We start from the raw sequence: 25,741 nt of genomic DNA, 5'->3' as shown, positions 1-25,741 counted from the left end.
TTCGCCTGCAGCCGGGGCCGCGTGCAAGACGCGGTTCCGGCGGAATTTGTGCTGCGGCCTGGGTGTGATCGGGCTGCCCACCGGAAAGCCGCGCGTGTCGCGGCTTTTTTGTGCCGATTGATCAATTCCGGACAGAGCGCCTTATTCGTCAATATCCTGCAAGGAAACGCCTGCGCTGAGGTGGCGGCTCAGGTCGAGCTTCTTCATCAATGCGGCTATGCGCTGGCCACTGCGCGGGGCGTGTGCGTTGAGCGGCTTGCCGGCGGTGTCGAAAAGGCGAGCCCATTCGCGCAGATTGCCTACGCATGTCGGGCGGGATGGGCTTTCGATGCAGGTGTAGCTGAGGTAGATGTAGGGCTTGCCAACGCTGTTTTCGAGGCAGGCCCAGCCGGTGACGGCAGCATCCAGTACGGGCGTGTGCTTGAGGAATGGCTGACGCAGTGGCCGCGCATCGTGTTTGAGCCGTCTGGTGCTTCCCGTAGTTGTGTTGGTGAGCGACAGGCTTTGTGCCAGCACTTGGCGCGCTTGATCCGGCAGGTCGAGGTATCGGGTTTCGGCGTCGAGTTGCGCAGGGCCGCATTGCAGGTGGCCGCTGCGTTGCAGTGTGGCCTGCTGCTGTGCGATTGCCGCGCCGGCAGGAAATATGAGCGTGCAGCTCAGCACGAGGATGTGGGCGGCTTTCATTTTCCGCCGAGCTCCGCAACGTATTTTTTGAACAGTTCGTGAGCCGTGCTCATGCTCATTGCGGACTGTTTAGCACCGGGCATGGAAGTCCATTCGTTGCGCAGAAGGGGGATGGCGCGGTCGATGTCGCCGGCCTCGATGTAGGAGAGTGCGCGGCGGCTGCGCAGCTTGCTGATGGCGAGTTTGTCCTGCGATGCTTTGGAGAAATCGATGACGACGCCCTTGTCCTTGGCCTCTTTCCAGGTGCTATAGAGAATCTGGTAGGCGCCTGCCGCGGTGGAGGTGTGACCCCAGGCTGTGATGGCTTTGTTGGGGTGCAGGTTGGTGTCGGTGAACCGTTGCTGACCGCCGTAGAGGAGGAAATACACCTTGTCGTCGTCGCTCTGATGTTCGGCGTAGCGGATGAATCTGAGGAAAGCTGCGACGTTTATTTCTTCGGTGCTCATGGTGTTCTTGTTTGGCTAGGGCGGCGGAGCGCGAAGTCTAGCCGCCCTCAAATGGGCGATGCGCTGAGCGGGGCGCAAATGGCGGCTGGTCCGGATGGATGGCGGGGTGGTTCAATGTGTCGCGTCCTCCATCGCCCTCGCCAACTGGAAATCCAGTTCGGTGAGGCCGCTGGCATCATGGGTGCTGAGACTTACCTGTACCCGGTTGTAAACATTGCGCCATTCCGGATGGTGATTGAGAGCCTCCGCGCTTTCGGCAACACGGGTCATGAAGGCGAAAGCTTCGCGGAAATCGTGAAAACGAAAGCTCTTCTGCAGCTTGCCGTCTTCGATGGTCCAAGCCTGTGCGCAGTGCTGATTAAGTGCTTCAAGGGCTGTGATTACGGCGGCGTCGTCGAGTCTGGCGGGGCGCATGGCGTTCTCCGGGGCGGGGAGCTTCCAGCGTAGTCGATGCGCGCACCTACGTCAGCGCGCTTGTGATATCGAGCGCTTGTATGTCATGTGCTACAGCGGCGGCGCACTCGTCATCCCGTCGCTGAAACTCGGCGCAAACCTGTTTGCCGGCAGCGGCAGACCCGCTTTGCTCGGGGGCCGAGCCATTCCGGGCTGCACTCGCGTGATGGGTGCCTCTCAGAAAGCACTTGGAGTCAGGATCGTGACGGCGCTCTTAGCGCCGCCGCATGTGGGCCTGTTTGTCGCCCAGTGCGAGATCGACCAGCCAGGTCAGGATGCTGTAGACCAGTGCGCCGAGCATCGCCGCCCAGAAATCGGGGACGAAGAAGCCTTTGACCAGACCTGAGGCGACCCAGAACAGCAGGGCGTTGATCACCAGGATGAACAAGCCGAGGGTGAGGACAGTAATCGGCAGGGTCAGCAGCAGGAGCAGCGGACGGATCAGGGTATTGAGCAGGCCGATGACGATGGCCGCGACCAGCGCGGCGGTGAGGCTGCGCACCTGGATCGCGGTAACGATCTCCGGCAGCAGCATCAGGGCGCCGGCATTCAGGGCCCAGCGCAGTATAGTCATCATGATTTTGATCCAAGTGATAGGGCACGGGCCGCACTGGCGGCTAGTTCTGTTGCGGATGGAGCAGGGCTGGCAAGCCAGTCCTGCATGTGAGTTTGCGTGATATTGCGCAGTGCGCCGATGAACTCGGGATCTTCGTTCAGGCAGGGCACGTAACGGAATTCCTTGCCGCCGGCCGAGAGGAAGGCGGCCTTGCATTCCAGTGCGATCTCTTCGAGCGTCTCCAGACAGTCTGACACGAAGCCGGGGCAGATCACGTCAATAGTTTTCACGCCTTCTTTTGCCAGCGCCACCAGCGTGGGCTCGGTATAGGGTTTGAGCCATTCGGCGCGGCCGAAGCGGGACTGGAAAGTCACCACATACTGCTCCGGTTTAAGCGCAAGGTATTCGGCCAGCAGACGCGCGGTCTTGTGACACTCGCAGTGGTAGGGGTCGCCCCTGTCGAGCGAGAAGCGCGGCAAGCCGTGAAAGCTCATCACTACCTTGTCGGGCGTGCCGCCCTGCGTTTCCCAATGACGGGCCATGCGCTGACCGAGGGCGCGGATGTAGTCTGGATGGTCGTGGAAGCTGCGCACGAAACGCAGTTCCGGCAGATTGCGGATTTTCGCAGCGGCGCTGGCGACGCCGTCAAAGGCGCTGGCGGTGGTGCTGGCGGCGTATTGCGGGTACAGCGGCAAGACCAGGATGCGCGTGCAGTTGCGCGCCTTCAGGCGCATCAGCGCGCCTTCGACATCCGGCTGACCGTAGCGCATGGCGTAATCCACCGGCAAATCCGGGAAGCCGGCCTTGAGCAGATAGCCTTGCAGCAGCTTGGCCTGGCGTTCGGTATGCACACGCAGCGGCGAGCCTTCCTTGCTCCAGATCTTGGCGTATTTCTCGGCGGATTTCCTGGGGCGGGTATTCAGGATGATGCCGTTGAGGATCAGCCACCAGATCGCGCGCGGAATTTCGACTACGCGCGGATCTGAGAGGAATTGCTTCAGGTAGGGTCGCACGGCTTGGGCGGTCGGCTCGGCGGGGGTGCCCAAATTGATCAGCAGCACGCCGATGCGTGGTGGCGTGCCGTGTTCGAATTTGGGCTCGGGGAGGAAGTGGTCAGAGGACATTGTGAAAGGCTAGCTCCGCGAAGCAGACGTTGAATTGGGTGGCCAGAGTTTGGCCGATTCTTGTTGCTGATGCAGTTTGCGTTCAGTCGTGTACGCCCACCAGGCTTGCGCCGGCTCACCAGCCATGAAACGGGTAAGGGAAATGAAAGTATCGAGCACGCAGGGGTCTTCGCGAGTTTGAGTGCGCTCGCACAGATCTTCAAACAGCGCATAGGGGCATTGACCGAGCAATTGCGCCGGGCTGGTGACGCCGATCAGCGCCAGTCGGCGGGCGAGTGCCGGGCCGATATTGGGCAGGTCGGTGAGGGTTCGAACATTCTCGCGACGGACTTTGGCTGGGTGCATCGCGAGAATGTCAGTCTTTGTTTGACAGCGCGCTGGAAAGCAGCCGCGCCGTGATATCCACAATCGGGATCACGCGCTCGTAGGCCATGCGCGTCGGGCCGATCACAGCGATGGTGCCGACGACTTCGCCGTCGACTTCATACGGCGCGGTGACCACGCTGCATTCATCCAGCGGGCTCATGCCGGATTCGCCGCCAATGAAGAGCTGTACGCCTTCGGCGCGGTTGGAGATATCCAGCAACTGCACCAGACCGGATTTCTGTTCGAACATGCGGAACAGCTCGCGCAGGCGGCTCATGTTGGAGGACATGTCGTCCACTTCGAGCAGTTTGTGTTCGCCCGAGATCAGGTAGTTGTCGCTTTGCGCCCCCATGGCTTCCTGGCCGACGCTGATCGCCGCGTTCATCAGCTCGGTCATGTTCTGTTGCAACTGGGTCAGCTCGCCGCGCAGGTGTTCGACCATTTCATGGAAGCCCAGGCCGGCGCAGTGATGGTTCAGATAGTTCGCGGCGGAGATCAGTTCCGAGCTGGTGTAGGGACGCTGGGTAAACAGGATGCGGTTCTGCACGTCGCCATTCATGGTGACGATGATCAGCAGCACGCGGGTGTCCGACAGGCTGACGAATTCGATCTGGCGGATCTTGGTGACTTCGCGGCGCGGCGCGGCAACGATGCCGGCGAAATTGGTCAGCTCCGAGAGCAGGCTTGAGGCGGCGCTCAGCACGCGACGCGGCTCGTCACGGTGGATGTGCGATTGCAGCTCGCGCACCTCGGTCTGCGCCAGCGGCTTGACGGTGAGCAGGGTGTCGACGAAGAGGCGATAGCCGCGCGCGGTCGGGATGCGCCCGGCCGAGGTGTGCGGGCTGGCGATCAGGCCCAGCTCTTCCAGATCCGACATCACGTTGCGGATCGTGGCGGGCGACAGTTCCAGCCCGGATTGCCGCGAGAGCACGCGCGACCCCACCGGCTGCCCGTCGGCAATGTAATGCTCGACGAGGGTTTTCAGCAGGAGTTTGGCGCGTTGATCAAGTTGGCGATGCATGGTGCGATTGTAAGGGCTGGGCGTGGCAAATAGGAGGCAGGGTGGAGAGCCGCATGCAGAAAGGCTTTGCAGCCGATGTGTCTGGATAGCCGCATAGAGCGGACTTGTGCAGGCATGCCGCCTGAAGAAGTCCGCCGGATGCGGTTCTTCAGGCCTTTGTTACAAACGGCGCTGGTGGCCCTGAATGACGTCGAGAAACTGGCTGCCGTAGGCGTCAAGCTTGCGGTCGCCCACGCCGGAAAGTTCGATCATCGCGTCCAGGCTCATCGGGCGTTTGTCGAGCATCTGCTTGAGCGTGGCGTCGCCGAAAATCATGTACGCGGGCACGTTCTGTTCTTCGGCCAGATCGCGGCGGCACTGGCGCAGCGCGGCCCACAGCGTTCTGGCTTCGTCGCTCTCGAACTCGATTTCGCGGCGCACGCTGGCCGCAGCCTTGGGCGCGGCGGCGCGCACGCGCTTGGCCATGAATGTGGTTTCGCCGCGCAGCACCGGGCGGCAGGCGTCCTGCAGCATCAGACCACCGAATTCGCTGACGCCCAGTAAACCTTGAGCAACGAACTGGCGCAGCAGCGAATTCCATTGCGCCTCAGGCTGGGTTTTGCCGAGACCGAAGGTGGACAGTTTGTCGTGCGCGCGCTCGACGACCTTGGGCGTGGCCTTGCCGATCAGGATGTCGATGATGTGCGCCGCACCGTAACGCTGGCCGCTGCGGTAGATGGTGGACAGCGCCTGTTGCGCGGGCAGGCTGGCGTCGAAAGTCTCCGGCGGGGTCAGGCACATGTCGCAGTTGCCGCAGGGCGTGGATTCTTCGCCGAAGTAGCGCAGCAGCACTTCGCGCCGGCAGGCGGGCGCTTCACTGTAGCCGAGCAGGGCTTCGAGCTTGCGTCGCTCGACGCGTTTGACTTCATCAGGCGCCTGCGATTGCTCGATCATCTCGCGCTGCAGGACCATGTCCTGCAAGCCGTAGGCCATCCAGGCGTTGGACGGCAAACCATCGCGGCCGGCGCGACCCGTCTCCTGATAATAGGCTTCGAGCGATTTGGGCAGGTCAAGGTGGGCGACGAAGCGCACATCCGGCTTGTCGATGCCCATGCCGAAGGCAATCGTGGCGGTCATCACGATGCCGTCGCCACGCACGAAGCGCGTCTGGTGATCGGCGCGCACGGCGGCATCCAGCCCGGCGTGATAGGGCAGGGCGGAAATGCCCTCGGAGCGCAGCCAGGCAGCGGTTTCTTCGACCTTCTTGCGCGACAGGCAGTAGATGATGCCGGCGTCGCCCTCGTGGTGGGTGCGGATGAACTTGAGCAGCTGCTTGCGCGGATTGTCCTTCTCGACCACGGTGTAGCGGATGTTGGGTCGATCGAAGCTGGAGATGAAGATGCGCGCTTCTTCCAGCGCCAGACGTTCGATGATCTCGGCGCGCGTGGCCTCGTCGGCGGTAGCCGTCAAGGCGATGCGCGGAATCTGCGGAAAACGCTCGTGCAGGATCGTGAGCTGACGGTATTCCGGGCGGAAGTCGTGGCCCCACTGCGACACGCAGTGCGCTTCGTCAATCGCGAACAAGGCGATCCTGGAACTTTCCAGCAAGGCCTGGCAGCGACCGTTGAGCAGGCGTTCGGGGGCGACATAGAGCAGATCCAGCTCGCCGGCCAGCAGCTGGCGCTCAATGGCGCTGGATTCGTCAAAGCTTTGCGTGGAGTTCAGGTAAGCTGCGCGCACACCTAGCTGGCATAGCGCTTGTACCTGATCCTGCATCAGCGCAATCAGCGGTGAGATGACGATGCCGCAGCCGTCTCTCAACAGCGCCGGGATCTGGAAGCACAGCGACTTGCCGCCGCCGGTGGGCATCAGCACCAGCGCGTCACCGCCCTGTTGCACATGGCCGACAATTGCCGCTTGCTCGCCCCGGAAGGCCGGGTAGCCGAATGTGTGGCGCAGGGTATGCAGCGCCGGATCGTGTGTTTCAGGTGAATTCATCGCGGGGCGTATTTTGCCAGAGTGTGCTGCCCATTCAGCGGCTTCTTTTGTAACAGCCCAGGCCTTACCCTTGCAGGCTGATTGTTCCGGGCTGTTTGTGCGCAGCTGCATCTTGCGATAGCGGCGATTCAAGTCAGGAGAGTGTGTTGAGATTGTTTGGCGAAAATGCAGGTCGTCAGCTCCTTTTGGGTCTGCTGACGCTGCTGGGTTTGATCAGCGTACCGTCAGTAAAGGCTGAAGATGTGCTGCGCCGTCAGCGCCAGGACGTGGGCGTTGAACGCCGCAACGACTACACCAATCAGGTGCTGACAGAAGCGATGCGGCGCACGCAGAAAAAATTCGGCCCTTATCGCATCGAAGTCAGTGCGGGCAGGGGTGGGCGCGAACGCCTGCTGCTGGATATGATCGACGGGGAGAAATTCAATACCACGGTGATGGCCAGCCAGCCCCGTTGGGAGCAGCAATTACTGCCGATTTGGATTCCGACTGACATGGGTTTGTCCAATTACCGCATCGCCTTGACGCATCGCAATGCACAAGCACGCATCTCGGCCGTGCAGACGCTGGATCAGCTGAAGGCATTGCGCGTAGGCGTGGGCGCTGCGTGGTCTTCACGCAAGGTGCTGGATGCCAACGGTTTCAATACGGTGCGGGGCGAAAATTTCGAGCCGCTGCTGAAAATGCTGACGGCGGAACGGGTTGATTACTTTCCGCGTGGCATGAATGAGGTCTTCGTGGAATACGATGATCGCAGCAAGGCCAATCCAGATCTGCTCATCGAGCGTGATCTGGTGGTCGAGTTCCCGCTTCCCGGCTATGTTTTCGTGTCGCCCAAGGCACCGCGTCTGCATCAGCGCCTGACGGAGGGTCTGGAGTCCATGGTGCACGACGGGACTTTGCTAAAAATGGTCATGAACTACCATGCCGAGATGATCAAGCGTGCGAATTTCTGTTCGCGGCGGGTTTTCCATATCGAAAACCCGTTCCTCTCGGACAAGACGCCGCTGCAGCGCAAGGAACTCTGGTTCAATCCCTACGATCCGAAAACCGGAATTTGTCCGGTTAGCACTCAGAAAAATTCCAGGGCAGCCCGCTAAGCCTTGCGGGGCTTGGCTCTTGCGACAGCCTGTCTGCAGAGGCAGGCTGGGGGCGGGTCTTCAGGCGGGTGCTGTTGAATCCAAGATCTGCGCCAGCGCATCCGTCAGTTGCACACATTCCGCCTCGGTGCCCACCGTAATCCGCAGGAACTGATCAATCCGTGGCAGTTTGAAATGACGCACGATGATGCCGCGCGCGCGCAAGGCTTGCGCCAGTTCGCCACCATCGCGTTGCGCATGGCGGGCGAAAATGAAGTTGGCGGCCGAGGGCAGGACTTCAAAGCCCAGCGTTGCCATGCGGGCTGAGAGCGCTTCGCGGCTGGCGATCACGCGCTGGCGGGTGTCGTTAAACCAGGCGACATCATCCATCGCGGCAGCCGCGCCGGCGATGGTCATGCGATCCAGCGGGTAGGAGTTGAAACTGTTCTTGATGCGCTCCAGCGCTTCGATCAACGCCGGATGACCGACGGCAAAACCCGCTCGCAAGCCGGCCAGCGAGCGGCTCTTCGAAAGCGTCTGGATCACCAGCAGATTCGGATAGCGCTGGGTCAGCGGTACCGCCGATTCGCCGCCGAAGTCGATATAGGCCTCGTCAATGACGATGACCGTATCCGGCTTGCCGGCGGCCAGACGTTCAATCTCGGCCAGCGACATCAGGCAGGAGGTAGGTGCGTTCGGGTTGGCGAGGATAATCGCGCCGGCCTCGCGTGCGAGGTAGTCGTCGACGCGGATACCGAATGACGCATCGAGCGGCACGGTTTCAAAATCAATCTCATACAGGCCGCAATACACCGGATAAAAACTGTAAGTAATGTCCGGGAAGAGCAGAGGCTTGTCGTGCTTGAGCAGACCGAGGAAAACATGGGCCAGCACTTCATCCGAGCCATTGCCGACGAAAACGCTGGCAGGATCAATCGCAAAGAAACGCGCCACCGCCTGTTTGAACAGATCCGAGTTCGGATCCGGGTAGAGGCGCAGCGCATCGCTGGCCTCAGCAGCAATCGCCGCCAGTGCCTTGGGCGATGGGCCGTAGGGGTTTTCGTTGGTGTTGAGCTTGACCAGATTGGCGATCTTGGGCTGCTCGCCGGGAACGTAGGGGGTCAGGCGACTTACGAGGTCGCTCCAATAGGCACTCATCGGGCTGCTTTCTGGGATGGAAAATGGTGGTCGGCCATGGCGCAAAGCCGCACCAATGCTATCATAGCCACCGCCTGACGCACCCTGTGCGCGCGGCTCTTAGCCACCATCAATATAGGGTTGTGCCATGAGGCAAGCCGAAGTAAGCCGCAATACCCTTGAAACGCAGATTAGCGTGCGCATCAATCTGGATGGCACGGGCGTGGCCAAACTGGCTACCGGCGTTCCCTTTCTGGATCACATGCTGGAGCAGATCGCGCGTCACGGCCTAATGGATCTGGAGGTGCAAGCCAAGGGTGATCTGCACATCGATGCGCATCACACGGTGGAAGATGTCGGCATCACTCTGGGTCAGGCTTTTGCCAAGGCTGTGGGCGACAAGAAGGGTTTGCGTCGTTACGGTCACAGCTATGTGCCGCTGGATGAAGCCTTGTCGCGTGTGGTGATCGATCTGTCGGGGCGGCCGGGGCTGGAATACAACATTCCCTTTACGCGCGCCATGATCGGCGGCTTCGACGTGGATTTGACCCGCGAATTTTTCCAGGGCTTCGTCAATCACGCTCTGGCAACTTTGCACATCGACAACCTGCGTGGGGTGAATGCGCACCACCAGTGCGAAACCGTGTTCAAGGCCTTTGGCCGGGCGCTGCGGGCGGCCGTTGAGGTCGATGAGCGTGCTGCGGGCACCATGCCTTCGACCAAGGGTTGTCTTTAATTTTTGATTGGCGCGCAGACCGAAAATCTGCGCGCAAACTCACTCCCAGCTTCACACCAAGAATGAAAATCGTCGTCGTTGATTACGGAATGGGCAATCTGCGCTCGGTCGCCAAGGCCATCGAGAAGGTTGCGCCGGATGCAAACGTTCTGATTTCCAGCGAAGCCGCTGAGATACATGCGGCTGATCGCGTAGTCGTGCCGGGTCAGGGGGCGATGCACGATTGCATGCGCGAATTCCTGGCGCGCGGCCTGCGTGAAGCTGTGCATCAGGCTGCGCAGACCAAACCCTTTCTGGGGATCTGCGTGGGCATGCAGATGCTGTTTGATCACAGCGAAGAAGGCGATACGCCCGGGCTGGGCTTCATTCCCGGGCAGGTCAAACGCTTCGCCGATGGCATGCTCGGCCCGGATGGATTGCGTTTGAAGGTGCCGCACATGGGCTGGAACGAAGTGCTGCCGACGCGGGAACACCCTCTGTGGCAAGGGATCGAGCCCGGTTCGCGGTTTTACTTCGTGCATAGCTACTATTGCCAGCCCACGGATGACGCTGCCACTGCGGCGCGTACGGAATACGGGCTTGGCTTTACCTCGGCGGTAGCCCAAGCTAATATCTTTTCAGTACAGTTTCACCCGGAAAAAAGTGCGGCAGCAGGTTTGCAGCTTCTTTCCAATTTTGTGCACTGGCAACCCTGAGCGTTACACCAACGAGTCATCTGGAATATCAGACCTACTCTCCCTCAAGACCCTGTCGCTTTCCCAAGCGCTTAAAGCACTCACTCCATCATGCTGCTGATTCCTGCAATTGACCTCAAAGACGGCCACTGTGTTCGCCTGCGCCAAGGCGAGATGGAAGGCGCTACCGTGTTTTCCGAAGATCCGCGCGCCATGGCCCGAATCTGGCTGGACAAGGGTGCACGTCGCCTGCATCTCGTCGATCTGAATGGTGCCTTTGCCGGCAAACCGAAGAACGAGGCGATCATCAAGGCGATCTGTGAAGAGGTCGGTGACGACATTCCGGTGCAGCTCGGTGGCGGCATCCGTGATCTGGATACCATCGAACGCTATCTTGACGACGGCATCAGCTACGTCATCATCGGAACGGCTGCGGTGAAGAATCCCGGCTTCCTGCATGACGCTTGCAGCGCCTTTCCCGGCCACATCATCGTCGGCCTGGATGCCAAGGAGGGCAAGGTTGCCGTCGACGGCTGGTCCAAGCTGACCGGGCACGATGTAATCGATCTGGCCAAGAAGTTCGAGGACTACGGCGTTGAGTCCATCATTTATACCGACATTGGCCGCGATGGCATGCTCAGTGGTGTGAATATTGAAGCTACCGTGAATCTGGCGCGAGCCTTGCGCATCCCCGTTATTGCCAGCGGCGGCGTCACCAACTTGCTCGATATCGATGCGCTGTGTGCCGTCGAGGCTGAAGGCATCATGGGGGCGATTACCGGCCGGGCGATTTACGAAGGCTCGCTGGATTTCGAAGCAGCTCAGGCGCGTGCCGATGAGCTTAACGGCGAGGCCGACTGACCCAATGCTGGCTAAACGCATTATTCCCTGTCTGGATGTGACCGCCGGACGGGTTGTCAAAGGTGTCAATTTTCTTGAACTGCGTGATGCGGGTGATCCGGTAGAAATCGCCCGGCGTTACGACGAGCAAGGCGCAGATGAACTGACTTTTCTCGACATCACCGCCAGTTCCGATGCGCGCGACATCATGTTGCATATCGTTGAGCAGGTCGCCAATCAGGTCTTCATCCCGCTCACCGTCGGTGGTGGCGTGCGCAGCGTCGCCGACGTGCGTCGCCTACTCAATGCGGGCGCCGATAAGGTCAGTATCAACAGTGCCGCGGTGAATAATCCCGATCTGGTGGCCGAGGCTTCCGGCAAGGTCGGTAACCAATGCATTGTTGTGGCGATTGATGCCAAGCAGATCGCGCCGGGCAAATGGGGCGTGTTCACGCATGGCGGCCGTAAACTGACGGATCTGGATGCGATCGAGTGGGCGCAGCGCGTCGAGAAACTGGGGGCGGGCGAGATCCTCCTGACCAGCATGGATCGCGACGGCACCAAGATCGGTTTCGATCTGGCGCTGGTGCGGGCAATCTCTGATGCGGTGAATGTCCCAGTGATCGCCAGTGGCGGTGTGGGCAATCTGCAGCATCTGGCCGATGGCGTGATTCAAGGGCGGGCTGATGCGGTGCTGGCGGCCAGCATTTTTCACTACGGAGAGCACACCGTGCGTGAAGCCAAGGAGTACATGCGTTCACGCGGTGTCGAGGTGAGACTATGAGTGAAGATACACGCTGGTTGAACGACGTGGTATGGGACGAGCAAGGTCTCGTGCCCGCCATTGCGCAGGACGCCCAAACCGGCGAAGTGCTAATGTTTGCCTGGATGAATCGCGAGGCTCTGGAGTTAACCGCTGTGAGGCGCGAGGCCGTGTATTGGTCACGCTCTCGTCGCAAGCTTTGGCACAAAGGTGAAGAGTCAGGTCATACCCAACGCGTGCACGAAATCCGCATGGATTGCGATGGCGACGTTGTGCTGCTGAAGATTGAGCAGGTCGGCGGAATTGCCTGTCATACCGGCCGCCGCAGTTGCTTCTTTCAACGCCATCTCGATGGTGGTGGCTGGGAGGATGTGGAGCCTGTGCTGAAAGATCCGGCCGATATTTACGTCAAGAAATAATTCTGCAAAGGTTTTTTGCGATGATCGATCCTGAAGTGTTGCAACGCCTGTCGGCGACGCTGGAACAGCGCAAGGCCGCGCCACCCGAGTCGTCCTACGTCTCCAGCCTGTACGCCAAGGGCACTGATGCGATCTGCAAGAAGGTCGCTGAAGAAGCCGCTGAAACCATCATGGCGGCCAAGGATGGCGATCTGCGTCACATCGTGTATGAAGTCACCGATCTGTGGTTTCACTCGCTGATTTTGCTGAGCCAGTTCGGCCTGTCGGCCGATGATGTGCTGGGCGAATTCCGTCGGCGCGAAGGTATCTCCGGCATTGACGAAAAGAACTCGAGAAAATCATGAGCGATTGCCTGTTCTGCCGCATAGCCAAGGGCGAAATCCCCAGCAACAAGGTTTATGAGGACGAGGAAATTCTCGCCTTCAAGGATATCCATCCGAAAGCACCGGTGCATCTGCTGATCATCCCGAAAAAACACATTGCGACGCTGTCGGACGCACAGGCTGAGGACGCGCCACTGCTGGGCCGCATGCTCGCACTCGCGCCGCGTCTTGCTGCGGATCAAGGTGCCACGGACGGTTTCCGGACCATTATCAACACAGGCAGGGTCGGCGGGCAGGAGGTGTATCATTTGCACCTTCACGTGCTGGGTGGCAATGCGCCGCTGCCGGCCATGCTGCAACATTAAGGAGCGATTCAAATGGGTTCATTCAGTATCTGGCATTGGCTGGTTGTTCTGGTGATCGTACTGCTGGTTTTCGGCACCAAGAAACTGCGCAATATCGGCGAAGATCTGGGCGGTGCGATCAAGGGTTTCAAGCAGGGCATGAAGGATGGTTCTGAGGACAAACCGACCGAGCCCGCAGCCAAGATCGCCAGTGGCGAAACCGTTGAAGGCCAGGCCCGCGAAAAGAAGGATTGATCCGCTTCGTTGCGATCAGGTTGGGGGCGCGAGAGTTTGCGCCCTTTTTGTTTTCAAGCTGTCAGATCATTCAGACTGAATATCATGTTCGACGTTGCTTTTTCTGAGCTCATTTTCATTGGCATCGTGGCGCTGGTCGTGTTCGGCCCCGAGGATCTGCCGCGTGTGGCGCGTACCATCGGCCATCTGCTTGGCAAGTTTCGCCGCTATGTTTCAGATGTGAAGTCCGACATCAGTCGCGAGATGGAACTGGCTGATGTGAAACACATCCATGACGAGCTGAAAGAAGGCGTGCGCAGCCTGCAGGACACGCTCAATACGCAGGCCCGCTCCCTGGAAGCTGATTTTCAGCAATCGATAGGCAGCATCCATCAGGATCTGTCCATGAGTCCGGAGCATTCAACTGCCACTCCAGCTGAGCCGGAGCCATTCCAATTGACGGGCGACGCGCCTGTCGAGGTAGCCGAGGTGACGACAGAACCAGAGGTGGATGACAGTCAGCCTGATCTTTTCGGCATGCCTGAAACCCCTGTGCGGAAGGTTTGAAGCTTATGGATATGCAGGATTCCTTCATTTCGCATCTGGTCGAACTGCGCAATCGCCTGGTCAAAGCCTTGCTGGCGGTATTCGTGATTTTCCTGTGCCTCGTCTGGTGGGCCAAGGATCTGTATGCCTTGCTCGCCGCGCCGTTGATGGCGGTGCTGCCACAAGGCGGACAGATGATCGCCACCGACGTGGTGGGCGTCTTCCTGGTGCCGGTCAAGGTGGCTGGCTGGGTGTCCCTGCTGATTGCCATGCCCTACATTCTGTATCAGGCCTGGTCTTTCATCGCGCCGGGTCTGTATGCGCATGAGAAGCGTCTGGCCGTGCCTTTGCTGGTCGCCAGCTGCCTGCTGTTTGTGGCCGGCATGGCCTTCGCCTATTTCGTTTTCTTCCCGGGCATGTTTCGCGTGATGGCGAGTTTTACGCCCGAGGGCGTGGCCTGGATGACCGATATCGACAAGTATCTGGGCTTTGTGATGGGCATGTTCCTGGCCTTCGGCGCGACATTTGAAGTCCCGGTGGTCGTGGTGTTGTTGGTGATAATGGGGGTGGTCTCGGTCGAGAAGCTTGGCGAGATTCGCCGGTACGTTATTGTTGGCGCATTTGTCGTAGCGGCGGTGATTACGCCGCCCGACGTGGCTTCGCAGCTGATGCTGGCGATCCCGATGTGCCTGCTGTATGAGGCAGGCATTCTGGTGGCACGGGTGGTGGTGCGCAAAAGGGCGGTTTGAGAAATTTTTGATGCAAGCTGAAGAGCCGCTTCCAGCTTGGCTCTTGTGCAAGGCAGGCTGAAGACCCAGGCGGGGAAAGGCTCTTCAGCCACTGTTTAAAATCGTCATTCCGGACTTGATCCGGAATCCAGAAAATGGGTGGCGAAGGGCGCTGGATTCCGGATCAAGTCCGGAATGACGGGGTAGAGGGTAGGAGCCTTTCGCGCAGATCAAGCTCGGGCCATCGCCGGCCCAGCCGCCATCTCGATCACCAGCAGATGCGCGCCGCTGGCGCTGCTGATGTCCAGCGAAGTGCCGACCGACTCCAGCCCATCGCGCTCCTTGAGCGTTTCGCCATTGATCTGCGCCTCGCCTTCGATCAAGACGGCGTAAGCCTGACGTCCCGGATACACCTCGAAACGTGTAGTGCCGCCAGCGGAGAGGGCGGTGACGTGGAAGTTCGCGTCCTGATGAATCTTGACGGGAGCACCACCGAATTCGGGGGAGACCAGATGCAGCCACTTGTCTTCACGCGCCGCCCAGTCGAACTCGTGATCGCCGTAGTTCGGTGCATAGCCGGCACGATCCGGCAGGATCCAGATCTGTAGCAGGCGGGAGGTCTCGCTGCCCTGGTTGTGTTCGCTATGCCGCACACCGGTGCCGGCGCTCATGTACTGGACGTGGCCGCGCGTCAGTGTGCGCTGGTTGCCCATGCTGTCGGCGTGCGTCAGGCTACCGTCGATGACGTAGGAGATGATCTCCATGTCGCGGTGGCCGTGGGTGTCGAAACCTGTTTGCGGGGCGATCAGATCGTCATTGATAACCCGCAGCGCGCCGAACTGGATGCGTTTCGGGTCGTGGTAGTCGGCGAAGGAGAAGTGGAACCAGCTTTGCAGCCAGCCCAGATCCGAGCGACCCAGCGTAGCTGCACGAAAAATCTTGATCATGCTGGTGTACCGTTTTGGGAGAGTTTCTGCGCATGAGCCTGCAGCGCTTCCAGTTGCTGCACGATCAGGCTTTGCAGCTTCGTATCGACCAGATTGCCGTCGGCATCAAAACTGGCGCTGAAGGCGTTGGCGAAAACTTCCGGCTTGTTCAGGACATGCAGATCCAGGAAAACGCAGACCTGACGCAGGTGGTATTGCGCACGCGAAGTGCCCATGCCGCCGCCGGCGCCCATCATGGCGGCGGGCTTGCCGGCCAGACAGTGGTTGTCCGGCTCGCGCGAGGCCCAGTCGAGCGCATTCTTCAGGGCAGGTGCAATCGAGTAGTTGTATTCGGGGCACGCAAAAAGCAATGCGTCCGCTGCGGCCATCTGGGTCAGCAGAGAGTGCACGGCAGCGGGCTTTTCGCTGATGTCGGCATTATAAAAAGGCAGGGCTGACAAGTCGGCAATTTCGATCTCCACGCCTTCGGGCGCATGCGCCTGTGCGTAGCGCAGCAAGGTGAGGTTGCGTGAAGCGCGGCGCAGGCTGCCACAGATACCAAGGATTTTGAGTGTTTTCATGGGGTGAGCTCTCGTGTGGGGATGTCTTGCGGGTGAGTCACGAGTTTAGACCAAGCCGCAGACTGGTGCAGGTGGTTTTCAGGGCATCCTGCTGAAGAGCCCCAAGGGGCGGAGATCTTCAGCAGGATGCCCTGAAGAAGTCCGACAGGCGCGGCTCTTCAGGCAGTGCTCAGCATGCGTCGTGTCTGCCAACTGGATCAGGCTTTGAAGGCGCCGTCGTCGTAAGCCTTGGCATATTCCTTCCAGTCGCTTTCGACTTGTTCGGCGCAGGTTTCCGCCAGTGTCAGCAGGCGTGCGCGCCATTTGTTTTTCTGGCCGAATTCGATCAGCTCGTCGGCATTCGCCGCGCTCTTGCGGCCGCTGCTGCGCAATTGACCCCAGGCGACGAGTTGGCCCATCTGTTCGAGCAGTTCGCGAAACTGTTTTGATTTTCCGACGCACTGGCTCAGATCGATACGGTCTTGCGCGGGCTGCAGCTCGCGCAGGGTGCATGCGTGGCGCCCCAGATCCAGCGCATGCAAAAAGGCGTTCGGGCTGGCTTGCATCATTTGCTGCACGCCGATTGCGCGCTCGGCATCCGAGGCCCAGCGTGGTTCCGGGTTCTTGAGCCGGGGCGTCAGCGAGGAGGGCTGGGCGGCTTTCAGATCCAGCAGGTAGTTGCCATCCGGCCCGCCCTTGCCGCGCACCAGAATGACATAGCGCTCCAAGCCCAGGCTGGCATTGCCACTGACGCGACGTGCGACATCGAGCACTTCGAAAAAGCCGGGATCTTTCTGTTGCGCGGCGAATTCAGCGAGCAGGGCTTGCACACGTTCGGACTGTTTGATACTGGCAGGCAGCGCCTTGTCGCCATCCACGCGCAGGCTGCGGCGCTTGCCACGCAACTTTGTGCGGCTATCCAGAAAATCCTTGCGGCTGCGCCCGCGCAACTCTTCCAGATGTTCGCGAATCAGGCCTTCGGCGCTGTCACGCTCCAGCCAGCGCGCCTTGCCTGTTGTCAGCGCATTGGCATAGCTGTCAATGAATGCGCGGCCGTGCTCGATGGCTTCATCGTGTTTGATCTGAAGTGCAGGCGCCGCGACCAGCACGCTGGCCACAAAGCGCACCAGGCTCCAGCTCGCAGGGGCTAATGTGGCTTCATCAAAATCGTTCAGGTCAAAATACACCAGACGATTGTCGCCTTTGTAGCTGCCGAAGTTCTCCAGATGCAGGTCGCCGCATGACCACGCCAGCGGAGCCTTGTAGAGTGATTTTTCCTCGGGCATGCGGGCGTTGAAAAGGTGGCTGGTGCCGCGCAGGAAGGCCAGCGGATCCTGGCGCAGTGCTGCGTATTTGAGGGCGAGCCGTTCGGGTTCACGTCCGGCGTTGTAGCTGATCAGAGTATCGATAAGGCGGGGCATGGAGTCTCGTAAAGGCGTGTTGTGGTTGGTGCTTGGTGTGAGGGTAGCGCTTGCTCCGCGTCAGAATTGTGACACCCAGACTTTGGGACGCTGCAGTATGGCTTCTTTAACAGGCTTGGATAGGTTCTTTATTTAAACCATTGTTGTTGAATGGTTTTTGCTGGCGAGCCTAAGACCTTGGTCTGATCTATCCCGCATCCGCTGCGGATTTGCAGCCGGCTTCAATACTTGTTTGACACGCCCTGCGGCTGGCACCTAGCATTGAGCATTGCCGCCCGGAAAACGGGTGCAAGACGCGCCATGAATGCGTGCAGCAAAGCTTGTTTTTCCGGCCTTTGGCGGAGAAGCCTTTACCCCCAACTTTATTCGATCTTCCTATTGCCATGCGCTATTGGCTGTTGATAGTCCTGTTCCTGCCTCTGCAGGTCTTTGCCCAATCGTTGGGAAAAATCACTTTCACGGAAGGGAGCGTGCGGGTGATTCGCGATGCTTCCATTCTGCTAGGCGCCGCGGGCGCCGTGCTGGAGCCTGCCGACATTCTGGAAACGGCCCAGCCCGGCTTCGCGCTGATCGAATTTCCGGATGGCACAGTGATCGCCCTCGGCGCTGCCACGCGCGTAATGGTTTCGCGCACGCCGCAAGCTGGCTCCGAGATTTTTCTGCTCGAAGGCTGGCTGAAGGCGCAGTCGCGTAACAGCGCCAGCACCTACAGCTTGTCCAGCCAGGCCCAATCGGTCGGCTGGAAGGACGTGAGTTTGATCGCGCATGCACGCGCAGCGGCGGGTGAAGTCTTTGTCGAGAGCGGCTCGCCCAGTGTCGGACAGACCGACAAGCGGGGCCGTCCTGCGGGCATGCAATCGGCAAAGCCCGGACAGTTCGTGATGCGCAATGGCGACAAGCCGCCGGTGTCACAAGCACGTCCGAGTGCCGAATTCCTCAGTGTCATGCCGGGGGCATTCAAGGACGCCTTGCCAGCACGGCTGGATCGTTTCAAGGACCGCAGTGTCGAAGCCAAGTCTGCCGGGCCAGTTACTTATGCCGATGTGGCTGACTGGCTGAGTGCGCCCCAAAACTGGCGGGCCGGTTTCGTCAAACGTTTCGAGCCGCGTCTGGCAGATCCGAAGTTTCGTCAGCAACTGGATGCCGGCCTCAAGAATCACCCGGAATGGGAGCGGATTCTGCATCCGCCGCCTGTAAAACGACCGTAAGTACACCGAAGCACACACTCAGCCCACCCTGACATGAACGAAAGCGCACCGTGAAACTGATCATCAAATTCAATCTGGCCTTGAGTCTCGTTTTTGTCCTTGGCCTTGCCGCGGCCGGCTATGTTTCGCACGAAGTCCTGCAGCGCAATGCGCGGGAGGAAGTTTTGCAGAATGCTCGCATCATGATGCAGGGTGCGCTGGCGGTGCGCGGCTACACCAGCAGCCAGATCAAACCGCTGCTGGAAACGCAGATGAAGTACGACTTTTTGCCGCAGTCGGTATCGGCTTTCGCGGCGACGGAATACTTTGCCGAGCTGCGCAAACAGTATCCTGAATACGCCTACAAGGAAGCGACGCTGAACCCGACCAATCTGCGTGATCGCGCTACGGACTGGGAGGCGGATATCGTCAATAATTTCCGCCAGGGCGGCGAGCAGAAGGAAATCATCGGCATGCGCGACACGCCAACCGGCAGCACCCTGTATCTGGCGCGGCCGATGCAGATCAAGGATCCGAATTGCCTCACCTGTCACAGCACTGTCGAAGCCGCACCGAAATCGATGATCGATCGCTACGGCAGCGCCAATGGTTTTGGCTGGAACATGCTCGAAGTGGTGGGGGCGCAGATTGTTTCGGTGCCGATGGATTTGCCGGTGCAACGTGCCTGGAACACTTTCAAGGTCTTCATGGGCTTGCTGCTGGCGCTTGGCGCCTTCATCTTCATTCTGCTTAATGTGCTGTTGATCGTGCTGGTTGTACGCCCGGTCAACAAGCTTGCCGGTCTCGCTGACAAGGTCAGTCTGGGCGAGATGGATGTGGAGGAGTTCGATAGCCGTGGCGGTGATGAAATCGCCACCCTAGCCGGATCTTTCAGCCGCATGCGCAAGAGCCTGGTGCACGCCCTGAAAATGCTTGAGTCCTGATAGACACAGCTATGGCGGATATCAGCAAACTGGGCAAATACGAGATCACGGGAGTTCTGGGTAAAGGTGGTATGGGCACCGTTTACCAAGGGATTGATCCCGTTATCGAGCGTACCGTTGCCCTCAAGACCATCCGTAAGGAATTGCTGGAGGACGGGCAGGGCGCCGATATGGTCGAACGCTTCAAGAACGAAGCGCGTGCGGCCGGACGCCTTAACCACCCTGGCATCGTCGCCATCTACGATTACGGCGAAGACGAAGACGTCTCCTTCATTGCGATGGAGTACGTGAACGGCTGCGGCCTGAACCAGTTCTTCAAAACCAATCCGAAGATCCCGCTCGCCGATGTTGTCAGCATCATGCTGCAGCTGCTGGCCGCGCTGGACTATGCGCACGAACAGGGCGTGACCCATCGCGACATCAAGTCGGCCAACTTGCTCATCACCAGCGATGGCAAGCTCAAGATCACCGATTTCGGTATCGCCCGGCTGGATACCTCGCACCTCACTCTGGTCGGCACCATCATCGGTACACCGGCCTCGATGGCGCCGGAACAGTTCATGGGTCTGCCGGCCGACAGGCGCTCCGATGTGTTTTCGGCAGGCGTGGTGTTCTACGAAATGCTCACCGGCCAGCGGCCCTTTGTGGGCTCTGCCGAGACCATGCCGTCCAAGGTCTGCTATGACGTCGAGGCGCCGCCTTCGTCGATCCAGCCGGATCTGCCCGTCGCTTTCAATCTTGTCTCGGCCAAGGCGCTGGCCAAGTTGCCGGAGGAACGTTACGCCAGCGCGCGTGATTTCAGCCAGGGCATTCAAGCGGCTTACGAAGGCTCTTTCCAGACGCGTCCCAGCCTGGATGTATCCGAACAGACGGTGGTGCTGACCGCGCAAGCCGTGCAGGCCAGCATGGCGGCAATGAAAGCCAAAGCCGAACGCGCTTCGGCGGGACAGCCCAGCCAGCCCGGGCAGGCCAGCCTGTCGGGTCAGCAGTCGATGATCACCAGCTGGCACGACGCCACCCTCAAGGATGTCGAACGTCAGCTGGCCGCGCATATCGGGCCGATGGCCAAGGTTATGGTCAGGAAGGCCGCGTCCAGCACGGTCGATATGAAGGAGCTTTACGCCATTCTGGCGAGCAATCTTGAGAGCGAAGGTGCGCGGCGTGAATTTCTCAGCGGCATCAGTCGTCTGGATCCCGCCGAGGTGTCAAATCACAGTGGCATCCGGGTCGTCACGCAGGGTATGGCGCCTTCGATGGTGTCGGCGTCTGTTGCACAGATCCCGCAGCAGACCATTGATACGACATCCCGTCAGCTCGCCCGTTACCTTGGTCCGATTGCCGGCGTGCTGGTCAAGAAGGCCGCACTCCAGGCGCCCAGCCTGAGTGCTTTTTACACCTCGCTTGCCGACAAGCTGGGCAGCGATGATGAACGCCGCAATTTCCTCAAAGACGTAGGCGTCAAGCAATAAGGGGCTCTGCCTGAAGAGCCGCACCTGGCGGACCTCTTCAGGCAGCATGCCGCGACAGGTCCTCTGCATGCGGTTCTTCAGGCCGCTCTCTTTAAACCTCCCATGGCGCACTGCAATAAGGCTGCGCAACTGTGCTGGATCAAGTTTGCGTGGACAGCGCCATGTCATGTTGCGTGCGGGCTGGAATTAATCCTGCCTGAAAAGCGGCTTATTTATGGCCGACCAAAAAACGGATGGCGCTCAGCGACCACCACACAAAAGGAGGATTCATCGATGTCCGCATCGCAAAGCATCTGCAATCGGGGCTGGCGCGTCGCGCTGGCGGGCCTGGGGGTCAATCTGTTGCTGGGCACGCTGTACGCCTGGGGCGTGATGGGCAAGGCGCTGGTCGTCCAGCTGCACTGGAGCAAGACCGACGCCGTGTTGCCCTTCGCCGTATCCACTGCCGTGTTCGCCATCACCATGGTGTTTGCCGGCCGTGCACAGGACAAGCTCGGGCCGCGTGGGGTGGCCAGTCTAGGCGGTCTGTTCTTCGGGCTGGGCGTGGCAGCGTCTTCCTTTTTCTCTTCGCCGCTGGCCATCATGCTGTGTTTCGGCGTGGTCGGTGGCATGGGCATCGGCCTGGCTTATTCGGCCACTACGCCGGCTGCCGTGAAGTGGTTCGCAGCCTCGCGCAAGGGCCTGATTACCGGCATCGTTGTCAGCGGCGTGGGCCTGGCTGCGGTGTTCATGTCGCCGCTTACCCAGTTTCTGCTGGCGCAGAGCAGCATTGCCCAGACCTTCCTGATCCTCGGTCTCGGCTCAGCCGTATCGATCCTGATTCTGGCCCAGTTCCTCACCAATCCGCCGCAAGGCTATGTTCCAACCGGACAAGCCGCAGTGGGGCAGGGTGTTAAAGTCGTGGCACCGCGTCGTGATGTCGAATGGCATGAAATGCTGCGCACGCCACAGTTCTATCAGCTATGGGTGATGTATGTGCTGACCGCCTCGGCCGGCCTGATGATCATCGCCAACGTGCCCATCATCGCCAAGGAACAAGCGGGGTGGGAAGCCGGCTTCGTACCGGTGATGCTGCTGGCCGTATTCAACACGCTGGGCCGTTTCAGCAGCGGCGCCCTGTCGGATCGTCTGGGTCGCACCCATACCATGGTGATCGCTTTCGCCCTGCAGGCCATCAATCTGTTCTTCTTTGCCCACTACACCAGCCCGCTGTCCATCGCATTGGGCGCCTCGTTTGCCGGCATGTGCTATGGCACCATTTTCACGCTGATGCCTGCCGCCACCGCCGACTACTACGGTCTGCGCAATATGGGCGTCAATTACGGTCTGGTGTTTACCGGCTTCGGCGTGGCCGGTGTGTTCGGCTCGCTGCTCGGTGGTCGGGTGCGCGACATGTTCGGCTCCTTCGATCTGGCCTACGTGATCTGCGCCGGCATGCTGCTCGCCGCTGCCGTACTCGCGTGGTTCATGCGTACGCCGCAGATTGCGGTGCAGTCGGTGCCTGACGCTGCCGAACAGCCTGCCTGAACGCCGCACCTGAACAAGCCCGGACGCGCCTTATCGGCGCCGATCCGGGCTTTTTGCATTGATCAATCCCGCCACCAATACACTGCTACGCACAAACCGATCCCGATTGCATAGAGCAGCCAGACGCTTGATACAAAATACGGAAAGCCCATCAGGCACAAGCCGATCATCACATGCGGAATGTTGGCGGTCTTCTTGCCGTAGCCGAACACCGCCATGCCGATCAGGCCGAAGAGGAGGGAAGCGAACAGTTCTGCGGGGCTGGGCATGGTCGTGTGACGTTCTCATTCCATTTCTAAATCAATACGATCACGAAAACGAGCCGCAGACAGTGTAAGTACACGGCAAAGCGAAGTTGACAAAGAGCGGATTGAGTTAGAAATGGAATCAGGCCGGCTCGAAATATTCCAGCATCAGCTGCACGCTGGCCACGCCCTGATATTCATTTGTCGCCAGACGATAGGCCGCGCGGATGCGCGCGGGCACGCTCTCGGCGCAATTGAAACGGATCGCCTCGAACACCGCGCCGGGTTTGGACAGGGTGAGTTTGAGGTGCTTATCCTTGAGCAGGCGCTGCTTGTCGACCTGGAATACATCTTCGAACAGCGGCGCTGCAAAGCCCTGACCCCAGATTTCGGCTTCGAGCAGGCGGGCCATTTCCAGATTCATGTAGCCAGTTTCCAGCGCGCCGTCGGTTTCCAGATTGCGCTGCAGATCCTGCGGGCTGAGCAGGCTGGCGACGGTGTCAGCGAAGATCTGGCGGAAACGTTTGAAATCACGTTCGTGAATCGTCAGGCCAGCCGCCATCGCATGGCCGCCAAACTTGAGGATCAGATCGGGGTGGCGCTTGGTGATCAGATCCAGCGCATCGCGCAGATGCAGGGCGGCAATCGAGCGGCCGGAGCCCTTGATCTCGCCCTCGCCGTTGTGATCCGAAGCGCGGGCGAAGGCGATGGTCGGGCGGTGCGCCTGATCCTTGATGCGCCCGGCGACGATGCCGACGACACCCTGATGCCACTCGGGTTCGAACAGTGAAATCGCCGGGCCTTCGTCGATACGCGTGGCATCCAGCGTGGCGAGCGCGGCGTCGCGCATTTCGCCTTCTATTTCGCGCCGTTCGCGGTTCAGGGCATCCAGTTGCTGGGCGATATTGAAGGCGCGGGCATAGTCGTCGGTGAGCAGGCATTCGATGCCCAGACTCATGTCCGATAGGCGGCCGGCGGCGTTCAGGCGCGGGCCCAGCGCGAAACCCATGTCGAAAGTGGAGGCGCGCTCGGGATCGCGCCCGGCGGCGCCAAACAGCGCACGGATGCCGGCGTGCATACGCCCGGCGCGCATGCGCGCGATGCCCTGACGCACCAGCAGGCGGTTGTTCGGGTCGAGCTTGACCACGTCGGCGACGGTGCCGAGCGCGACCAGATCGAGCAGATTTCCCAGGTTCGGCTCCGCACGCTCCGTGCTGAACCAGCCCCGGCTGCGTAGCTCGGCACGCAGCGCCAGTGCCACGTAAAACATCACGCCGACGCCCGCGAGGTTCTTGCTCTCGAACGTGCAACCCGGCTGATTGGGATTGACGATAACTTCGGCTGTCGGCAGCGTGTCACCGGCCAGGTGATGGTCGGTGACCAGCACCGTCATGCCCAGCGCCTGCGCGGCGGCCACGCCGTCTACGCTGGCGATGCCGTTATCGACGGTGATCAGGATCTCTGCTTCAAGCCTGGCGACCTCGGCCACCACGCTGGGCGACAGGCCGTAGCCATGCACCACGCGATCCGGTACAAAGTAATGCACATCGCTGGCGCCCATTGCCCGCAAGGCGCGCACGCCAACTGCACAGGCGGTGGCGCCATCGCAGTCGTAATCGGCGACGATCACCATGCGCGCATTGGCCTCGATGCCATCGGCCAGCAGCAACGCGGCTTCGTGAATGCCCTTGAGGCCTTCGGGCGGGAGCAGGGTCGACAGATCGGTCTTCAGCTCGCTGGCGGATGCAATCCCGCGTGCGGCATACAGCCGCGCCAGTAGCGGATGCAGGCCAGCTTCACTCAGGCGACGGGCGATGGCGGGCGGGGCAGAGCGCTGGATCAGCTGGGTCATTCAGGTGCGTCAGGGGATGGTTGCGGTGCTGCCTGCAAGAGCGGCGCCAGGCGGTCGTTTGCGAGTGTGCCACGCCAGAAGGCCCAGCGGGAGCGGGTCTTCAGGCTGCTGCTTAAAAACATGCGGTCCGAGGGGGCGCACAAGTTCAGCTCCTGCAAACGCCCGGCTTGCCAGGCTTCCCACAGCGGCTGCAGCAGCTCGTCATCCAGTTCCTGCAAGGCCGTCAGCCAGCCCATGAAATCGCCGGCCAGCGCCGCATCCTGCAGGCGTGTGTCATGCCACCAGCGGTGCCCCGCCTGGCCGCTGGCGGGCGAATCGGCCGCGTCGCTGGCGAACCAGTGCGCGCCGCTAACGGCGGCCAGACCACGCAGCGTTGGTTCGTCGCCGATCAGGGTGTTGGCAGGGCGTTTTAGCGGGCTGAATTCGGTGCAGCCGGCTGGCGCTGCGCCCCAGAACCACAGAGCGTTGGCGGTGAGCTGGCCGCGCTCGCCACGCAGGCGGTTGAGCGGATGGTTGTAGAGCAACACCTGAATGGCATTGGCCAGCCGGTTCCAGTCGCGCGCGCCTTCGCCCTCGGGCTGGAAGAGTGCTGCGGGTCGACCCAGCACATCGGCCAGCGGATGAAAATGCGTGGCGACAGGCTGCCGCAGATGCAGGTACCAGCGCTGAGCGTTGGCCGCGTGGAATTCACCAATGTGCGCAAATTCTTCGTTCAGCGCAGCGATCAGTGCTTCGACTTCGGTGGGTCGCAGGTCTAGTTCGCGCGGCCCGCGCAGCACCAGCGAACTGCTGGTGAATGCCAGCGACACCGGATCGGCGCACAGAATATTGGGGTAGGGCGCGTCTTTGGGGGCGAAGGGTTGTTCCCGTCCGTCGGCAGCCCTTTCGCTTTCGCCTTCCCAGCGCAGCGCCCCCCAGGGCAGATTCTCCGCCCCGAATTGCTGCGCCAGCCAGCTTGCATACGGCAGGCCGCTTTGCTGGCGCACCCGGCCGTGGCCAAGAATCGCCGCCAGACCGGGCAACTCCAGCTCGCGCAGCGTGGCCGTAATGCCATTGCCGGGCCACACCAGTCCGGGCAGCACACAGGTCACTCGACTGCTTTGCGGTAAATGGGCACGCAGAACCATGCTGGGGTGAAAGCTCACTGAATAATCTTGATTGAA

General features: G+C 60.4%; 30 protein-coding genes. 15 read left to right on the top strand and 15 right to left on the bottom strand.

The window, feature by feature from the left end:
• Positions 1-141: 141 nt before the first annotated feature.
• The 8 genes from ABXR19_RS07830 to recQ all read right to left on the bottom strand — a co-directional run bounded on the left by ABXR19_RS07830 (position 142) and on the right by recQ (position 6,627).
• The gene (locus ABXR19_RS07830; RefSeq protein WP_354600554.1) at positions 142-684 is read right to left on the bottom strand and encodes a hypothetical protein; all 543 of its coding nucleotides are present in this window, start codon (positions 682-684) and stop codon (positions 142-144) included.
• The gene (locus ABXR19_RS07825) at positions 681-1,130 is read right to left on the bottom strand and encodes a glycoside hydrolase family 104 protein (RefSeq protein WP_354600553.1); all 450 of its coding nucleotides are present in this window, start codon (positions 1,128-1,130) and stop codon (positions 681-683) included. Before ABXR19_RS07825 ends, ABXR19_RS07830 begins: the two co-directional genes overlap by 4 nt.
• A 111-nt stretch (positions 1,131-1,241) precedes the next feature.
• On the bottom strand, positions 1,242-1,544 hold the full coding sequence (locus ABXR19_RS07820; RefSeq protein WP_354600552.1) for a 4a-hydroxytetrahydrobiopterin dehydratase: 303 nt from the start codon (positions 1,542-1,544) through the stop codon (positions 1,242-1,244).
• A gap of 253 nt (positions 1,545-1,797) precedes the next feature.
• Positions 1,798-2,160, bottom strand: coding sequence for a phage holin family protein (locus tag ABXR19_RS07815; RefSeq protein WP_354600551.1), 363 nt, complete (start codon positions 2,158-2,160; stop codon positions 1,798-1,800).
• The gene (gene hemH, locus ABXR19_RS07810; RefSeq protein ID WP_354600550.1) at positions 2,157-3,263 is read right to left on the bottom strand and encodes a ferrochelatase; all 1,107 of its coding nucleotides are present in this window, start codon (positions 3,261-3,263) and stop codon (positions 2,157-2,159) included. The genes ABXR19_RS07815 and hemH overlap by 4 nt, the downstream gene beginning before the upstream one ends.
• 9 nt (positions 3,264-3,272) lie before the next feature.
• Positions 3,273-3,608, bottom strand: a complete 336-nt coding sequence (locus ABXR19_RS07805; RefSeq protein WP_354600549.1) for a helix-hairpin-helix domain-containing protein — start codon at positions 3,606-3,608, stop codon at positions 3,273-3,275.
• A gap of 10 nt (positions 3,609-3,618) precedes the next feature.
• Positions 3,619-4,650 (bottom strand): heat-inducible transcriptional repressor HrcA, encoded by a 1,032-nt coding sequence (gene hrcA, locus ABXR19_RS07800; RefSeq protein WP_354600548.1) that lies wholly within the window; start codon positions 4,648-4,650, stop codon positions 3,619-3,621.
• A gap of 159 nt (positions 4,651-4,809) precedes the next feature.
• Positions 4,810-6,627 carry a DNA helicase RecQ gene (gene recQ / locus ABXR19_RS07795; RefSeq protein WP_354600547.1) on the bottom strand — a complete coding sequence of 606 codons (1,818 nt, stop codon included), beginning with the start codon at positions 6,625-6,627 and terminating at the stop codon, positions 4,810-4,812.
• A 146-nt stretch (positions 6,628-6,773) separates the two neighbouring features.
• Between recQ and ABXR19_RS07790 the strand changes: the two genes are divergently transcribed.
• Complete coding sequence (locus tag ABXR19_RS07790) at positions 6,774-7,724, top strand: hypothetical protein (protein ID WP_354600546.1); 951 nt, start codon at positions 6,774-6,776, stop codon at positions 7,722-7,724.
• 60 nt (positions 7,725-7,784) lie between these two features.
• Here the strand turns inward: ABXR19_RS07790 and hisC are convergent, their stop codons facing one another.
• Positions 7,785-8,861 carry a histidinol-phosphate transaminase gene (hisC, locus tag ABXR19_RS07785; RefSeq protein ID WP_354600545.1) on the bottom strand — a complete coding sequence of 359 codons (1,077 nt, stop codon included), beginning with the start codon at positions 8,859-8,861 and terminating at the stop codon, positions 7,785-7,787.
• 127 nt (positions 8,862-8,988) lie between these two features.
• Between hisC and hisB the strand changes: the two genes are divergently transcribed.
• The 10 genes from hisB to tatC all read left to right on the top strand — a co-directional run bounded on the left by hisB (position 8,989) and on the right by tatC (position 14,468).
• Entirely contained in the window at positions 8,989-9,576 is a 588-nt protein-coding gene (gene hisB, locus ABXR19_RS07780) for an imidazoleglycerol-phosphate dehydratase HisB (protein WP_354600544.1), read from the top strand.
• A gap of 62 nt (positions 9,577-9,638) precedes the next feature.
• On the top strand, positions 9,639-10,271 hold the full coding sequence (gene hisH, locus ABXR19_RS07775; RefSeq protein WP_354600543.1) for an imidazole glycerol phosphate synthase subunit HisH: 633 nt from the start codon (positions 9,639-9,641) through the stop codon (positions 10,269-10,271).
• 90 nt (positions 10,272-10,361) lie between these two features.
• Positions 10,362-11,111 carry a 1-(5-phosphoribosyl)-5-[(5-phosphoribosylamino)methylideneamino]imidazole-4-carboxamide isomerase gene (gene hisA, locus ABXR19_RS07770; RefSeq protein WP_354600542.1) on the top strand — a complete coding sequence of 250 codons (750 nt, stop codon included), beginning with the start codon at positions 10,362-10,364 and terminating at the stop codon, positions 11,109-11,111.
• A gap of 4 nt (positions 11,112-11,115) precedes the next feature.
• Positions 11,116-11,874: an imidazole glycerol phosphate synthase subunit HisF gene (hisF, locus tag ABXR19_RS07765; protein ID WP_354600541.1), complete on the top strand. Its 759-nt coding sequence runs from the start codon at positions 11,116-11,118 to the stop codon at positions 11,872-11,874.
• Positions 11,871-12,272 carry a phosphoribosyl-AMP cyclohydrolase gene (gene hisI / locus ABXR19_RS07760; RefSeq protein ID WP_354600540.1) on the top strand — a complete coding sequence of 134 codons (402 nt, stop codon included), beginning with the start codon at positions 11,871-11,873 and terminating at the stop codon, positions 12,270-12,272. The genes hisF and hisI overlap by 4 nt, the downstream gene beginning before the upstream one ends.
• A gap of 20 nt (positions 12,273-12,292) precedes the next feature.
• Entirely contained in the window at positions 12,293-12,616 is a 324-nt protein-coding gene (locus ABXR19_RS07755; protein WP_354600539.1) for a phosphoribosyl-ATP diphosphatase, read from the top strand.
• Complete coding sequence (locus ABXR19_RS07750) at positions 12,613-12,960, top strand: histidine triad nucleotide-binding protein (protein WP_354600538.1); 348 nt, start codon at positions 12,613-12,615, stop codon at positions 12,958-12,960. The genes ABXR19_RS07755 and ABXR19_RS07750 overlap by 4 nt, the downstream gene beginning before the upstream one ends.
• 12 nt (positions 12,961-12,972) lie before the next feature.
• On the top strand, positions 12,973-13,194 hold the full coding sequence (gene tatA, locus ABXR19_RS07745; protein WP_354600537.1) for a Sec-independent protein translocase subunit TatA: 222 nt from the start codon (positions 12,973-12,975) through the stop codon (positions 13,192-13,194).
• 84 nt (positions 13,195-13,278) lie between these two features.
• A complete protein-coding gene (gene tatB, locus ABXR19_RS07740; RefSeq protein ID WP_354600536.1) occupies positions 13,279-13,740 on the top strand; it encodes a Sec-independent protein translocase protein TatB in 462 nt (153 codons plus the stop codon).
• Positions 13,741-13,745: 5 nt separating this feature from the next.
• Positions 13,746-14,468 carry a twin-arginine translocase subunit TatC gene (gene tatC, locus ABXR19_RS07735; protein ID WP_354600535.1) on the top strand — a complete coding sequence of 241 codons (723 nt, stop codon included), beginning with the start codon at positions 13,746-13,748 and terminating at the stop codon, positions 14,466-14,468.
• A 209-nt stretch (positions 14,469-14,677) separates the two neighbouring features.
• On the opposite strand, the gene ABXR19_RS07730 is transcribed toward tatC, so the two are convergent.
• The 3 genes from ABXR19_RS07730 to ABXR19_RS07720 form a co-directional block, all read right to left on the bottom strand.
• On the bottom strand, positions 14,678-15,394 hold the full coding sequence (locus ABXR19_RS07730; protein WP_354600534.1) for a pirin family protein: 717 nt from the start codon (positions 15,392-15,394) through the stop codon (positions 14,678-14,680).
• On the bottom strand, positions 15,391-15,954 hold the full coding sequence (locus ABXR19_RS07725) for an NADPH-dependent FMN reductase (protein ID WP_354600533.1): 564 nt from the start codon (positions 15,952-15,954) through the stop codon (positions 15,391-15,393). The genes ABXR19_RS07730 and ABXR19_RS07725 overlap by 4 nt, the downstream gene beginning before the upstream one ends.
• Before the next feature lie 197 nt (positions 15,955-16,151).
• Complete coding sequence (locus ABXR19_RS07720; RefSeq protein WP_354600532.1) at positions 16,152-17,354, bottom strand: DUF2252 domain-containing protein; 1,203 nt, start codon at positions 17,352-17,354, stop codon at positions 16,152-16,154.
• A gap of 470 nt (positions 17,355-17,824) precedes the next feature.
• On the opposite strand from ABXR19_RS07720, the gene ABXR19_RS07715 reads away from it, so the two are divergent.
• The 4 genes from ABXR19_RS07715 (at position 17,825) to ABXR19_RS07700 (ending at position 22,481) form a co-directional block, all read left to right on the top strand.
• Positions 17,825-18,562, top strand: a complete 738-nt coding sequence (locus ABXR19_RS07715) for a FecR domain-containing protein (RefSeq protein WP_354600531.1) — start codon at positions 17,825-17,827, stop codon at positions 18,560-18,562.
• 50 nt (positions 18,563-18,612) lie between these two features.
• On the top strand, positions 18,613-19,485 hold the full coding sequence (locus ABXR19_RS07710; RefSeq protein ID WP_354600530.1) for a c-type heme family protein: 873 nt from the start codon (positions 18,613-18,615) through the stop codon (positions 19,483-19,485).
• A gap of 11 nt (positions 19,486-19,496) precedes the next feature.
• Positions 19,497-20,954, top strand: coding sequence for a serine/threonine-protein kinase (locus ABXR19_RS07705; protein WP_354600529.1), 1,458 nt, complete (start codon positions 19,497-19,499; stop codon positions 20,952-20,954).
• Between the two features lie 273 nt (positions 20,955-21,227).
• Positions 21,228-22,481 (top strand): L-lactate MFS transporter, encoded by a 1,254-nt coding sequence (locus ABXR19_RS07700; protein WP_354600528.1) that lies wholly within the window; start codon positions 21,228-21,230, stop codon positions 22,479-22,481.
• Positions 22,482-22,543: 62 nt separating this feature from the next.
• Here the strand turns inward: ABXR19_RS07700 and ABXR19_RS07695 are convergent, their stop codons facing one another.
• From ABXR19_RS07695 to ABXR19_RS07685, 3 genes are all read right to left on the bottom strand, one after another.
• Positions 22,544-22,750, bottom strand: a complete 207-nt coding sequence (locus tag ABXR19_RS07695) for a hypothetical protein (RefSeq protein WP_354600527.1) — start codon at positions 22,748-22,750, stop codon at positions 22,544-22,546.
• 118 nt (positions 22,751-22,868) lie between these two features.
• Positions 22,869-24,578: a single-stranded-DNA-specific exonuclease RecJ gene (gene recJ / locus ABXR19_RS07690; RefSeq protein ID WP_354600526.1), complete on the bottom strand. Its 1,710-nt coding sequence runs from the start codon at positions 24,576-24,578 to the stop codon at positions 22,869-22,871.
• Positions 24,575-25,723, bottom strand: coding sequence for a hypothetical protein (locus tag ABXR19_RS07685; RefSeq protein WP_354600525.1), 1,149 nt, complete (start codon positions 25,721-25,723; stop codon positions 24,575-24,577). The genes recJ and ABXR19_RS07685 overlap by 4 nt, the downstream gene beginning before the upstream one ends.
• Positions 25,724-25,741 lie beyond the last annotated feature (18 nt).

The sequence above is a fragment of the Uliginosibacterium flavum genome (assembly GCF_040566545.1).
Classification (GTDB): domain Bacteria; phylum Pseudomonadota; class Gammaproteobacteria; order Burkholderiales; family Rhodocyclaceae; genus Uliginosibacterium; species Uliginosibacterium flavum.
This window is presented reverse-complemented; position numbering and strand designations above follow the sequence as displayed.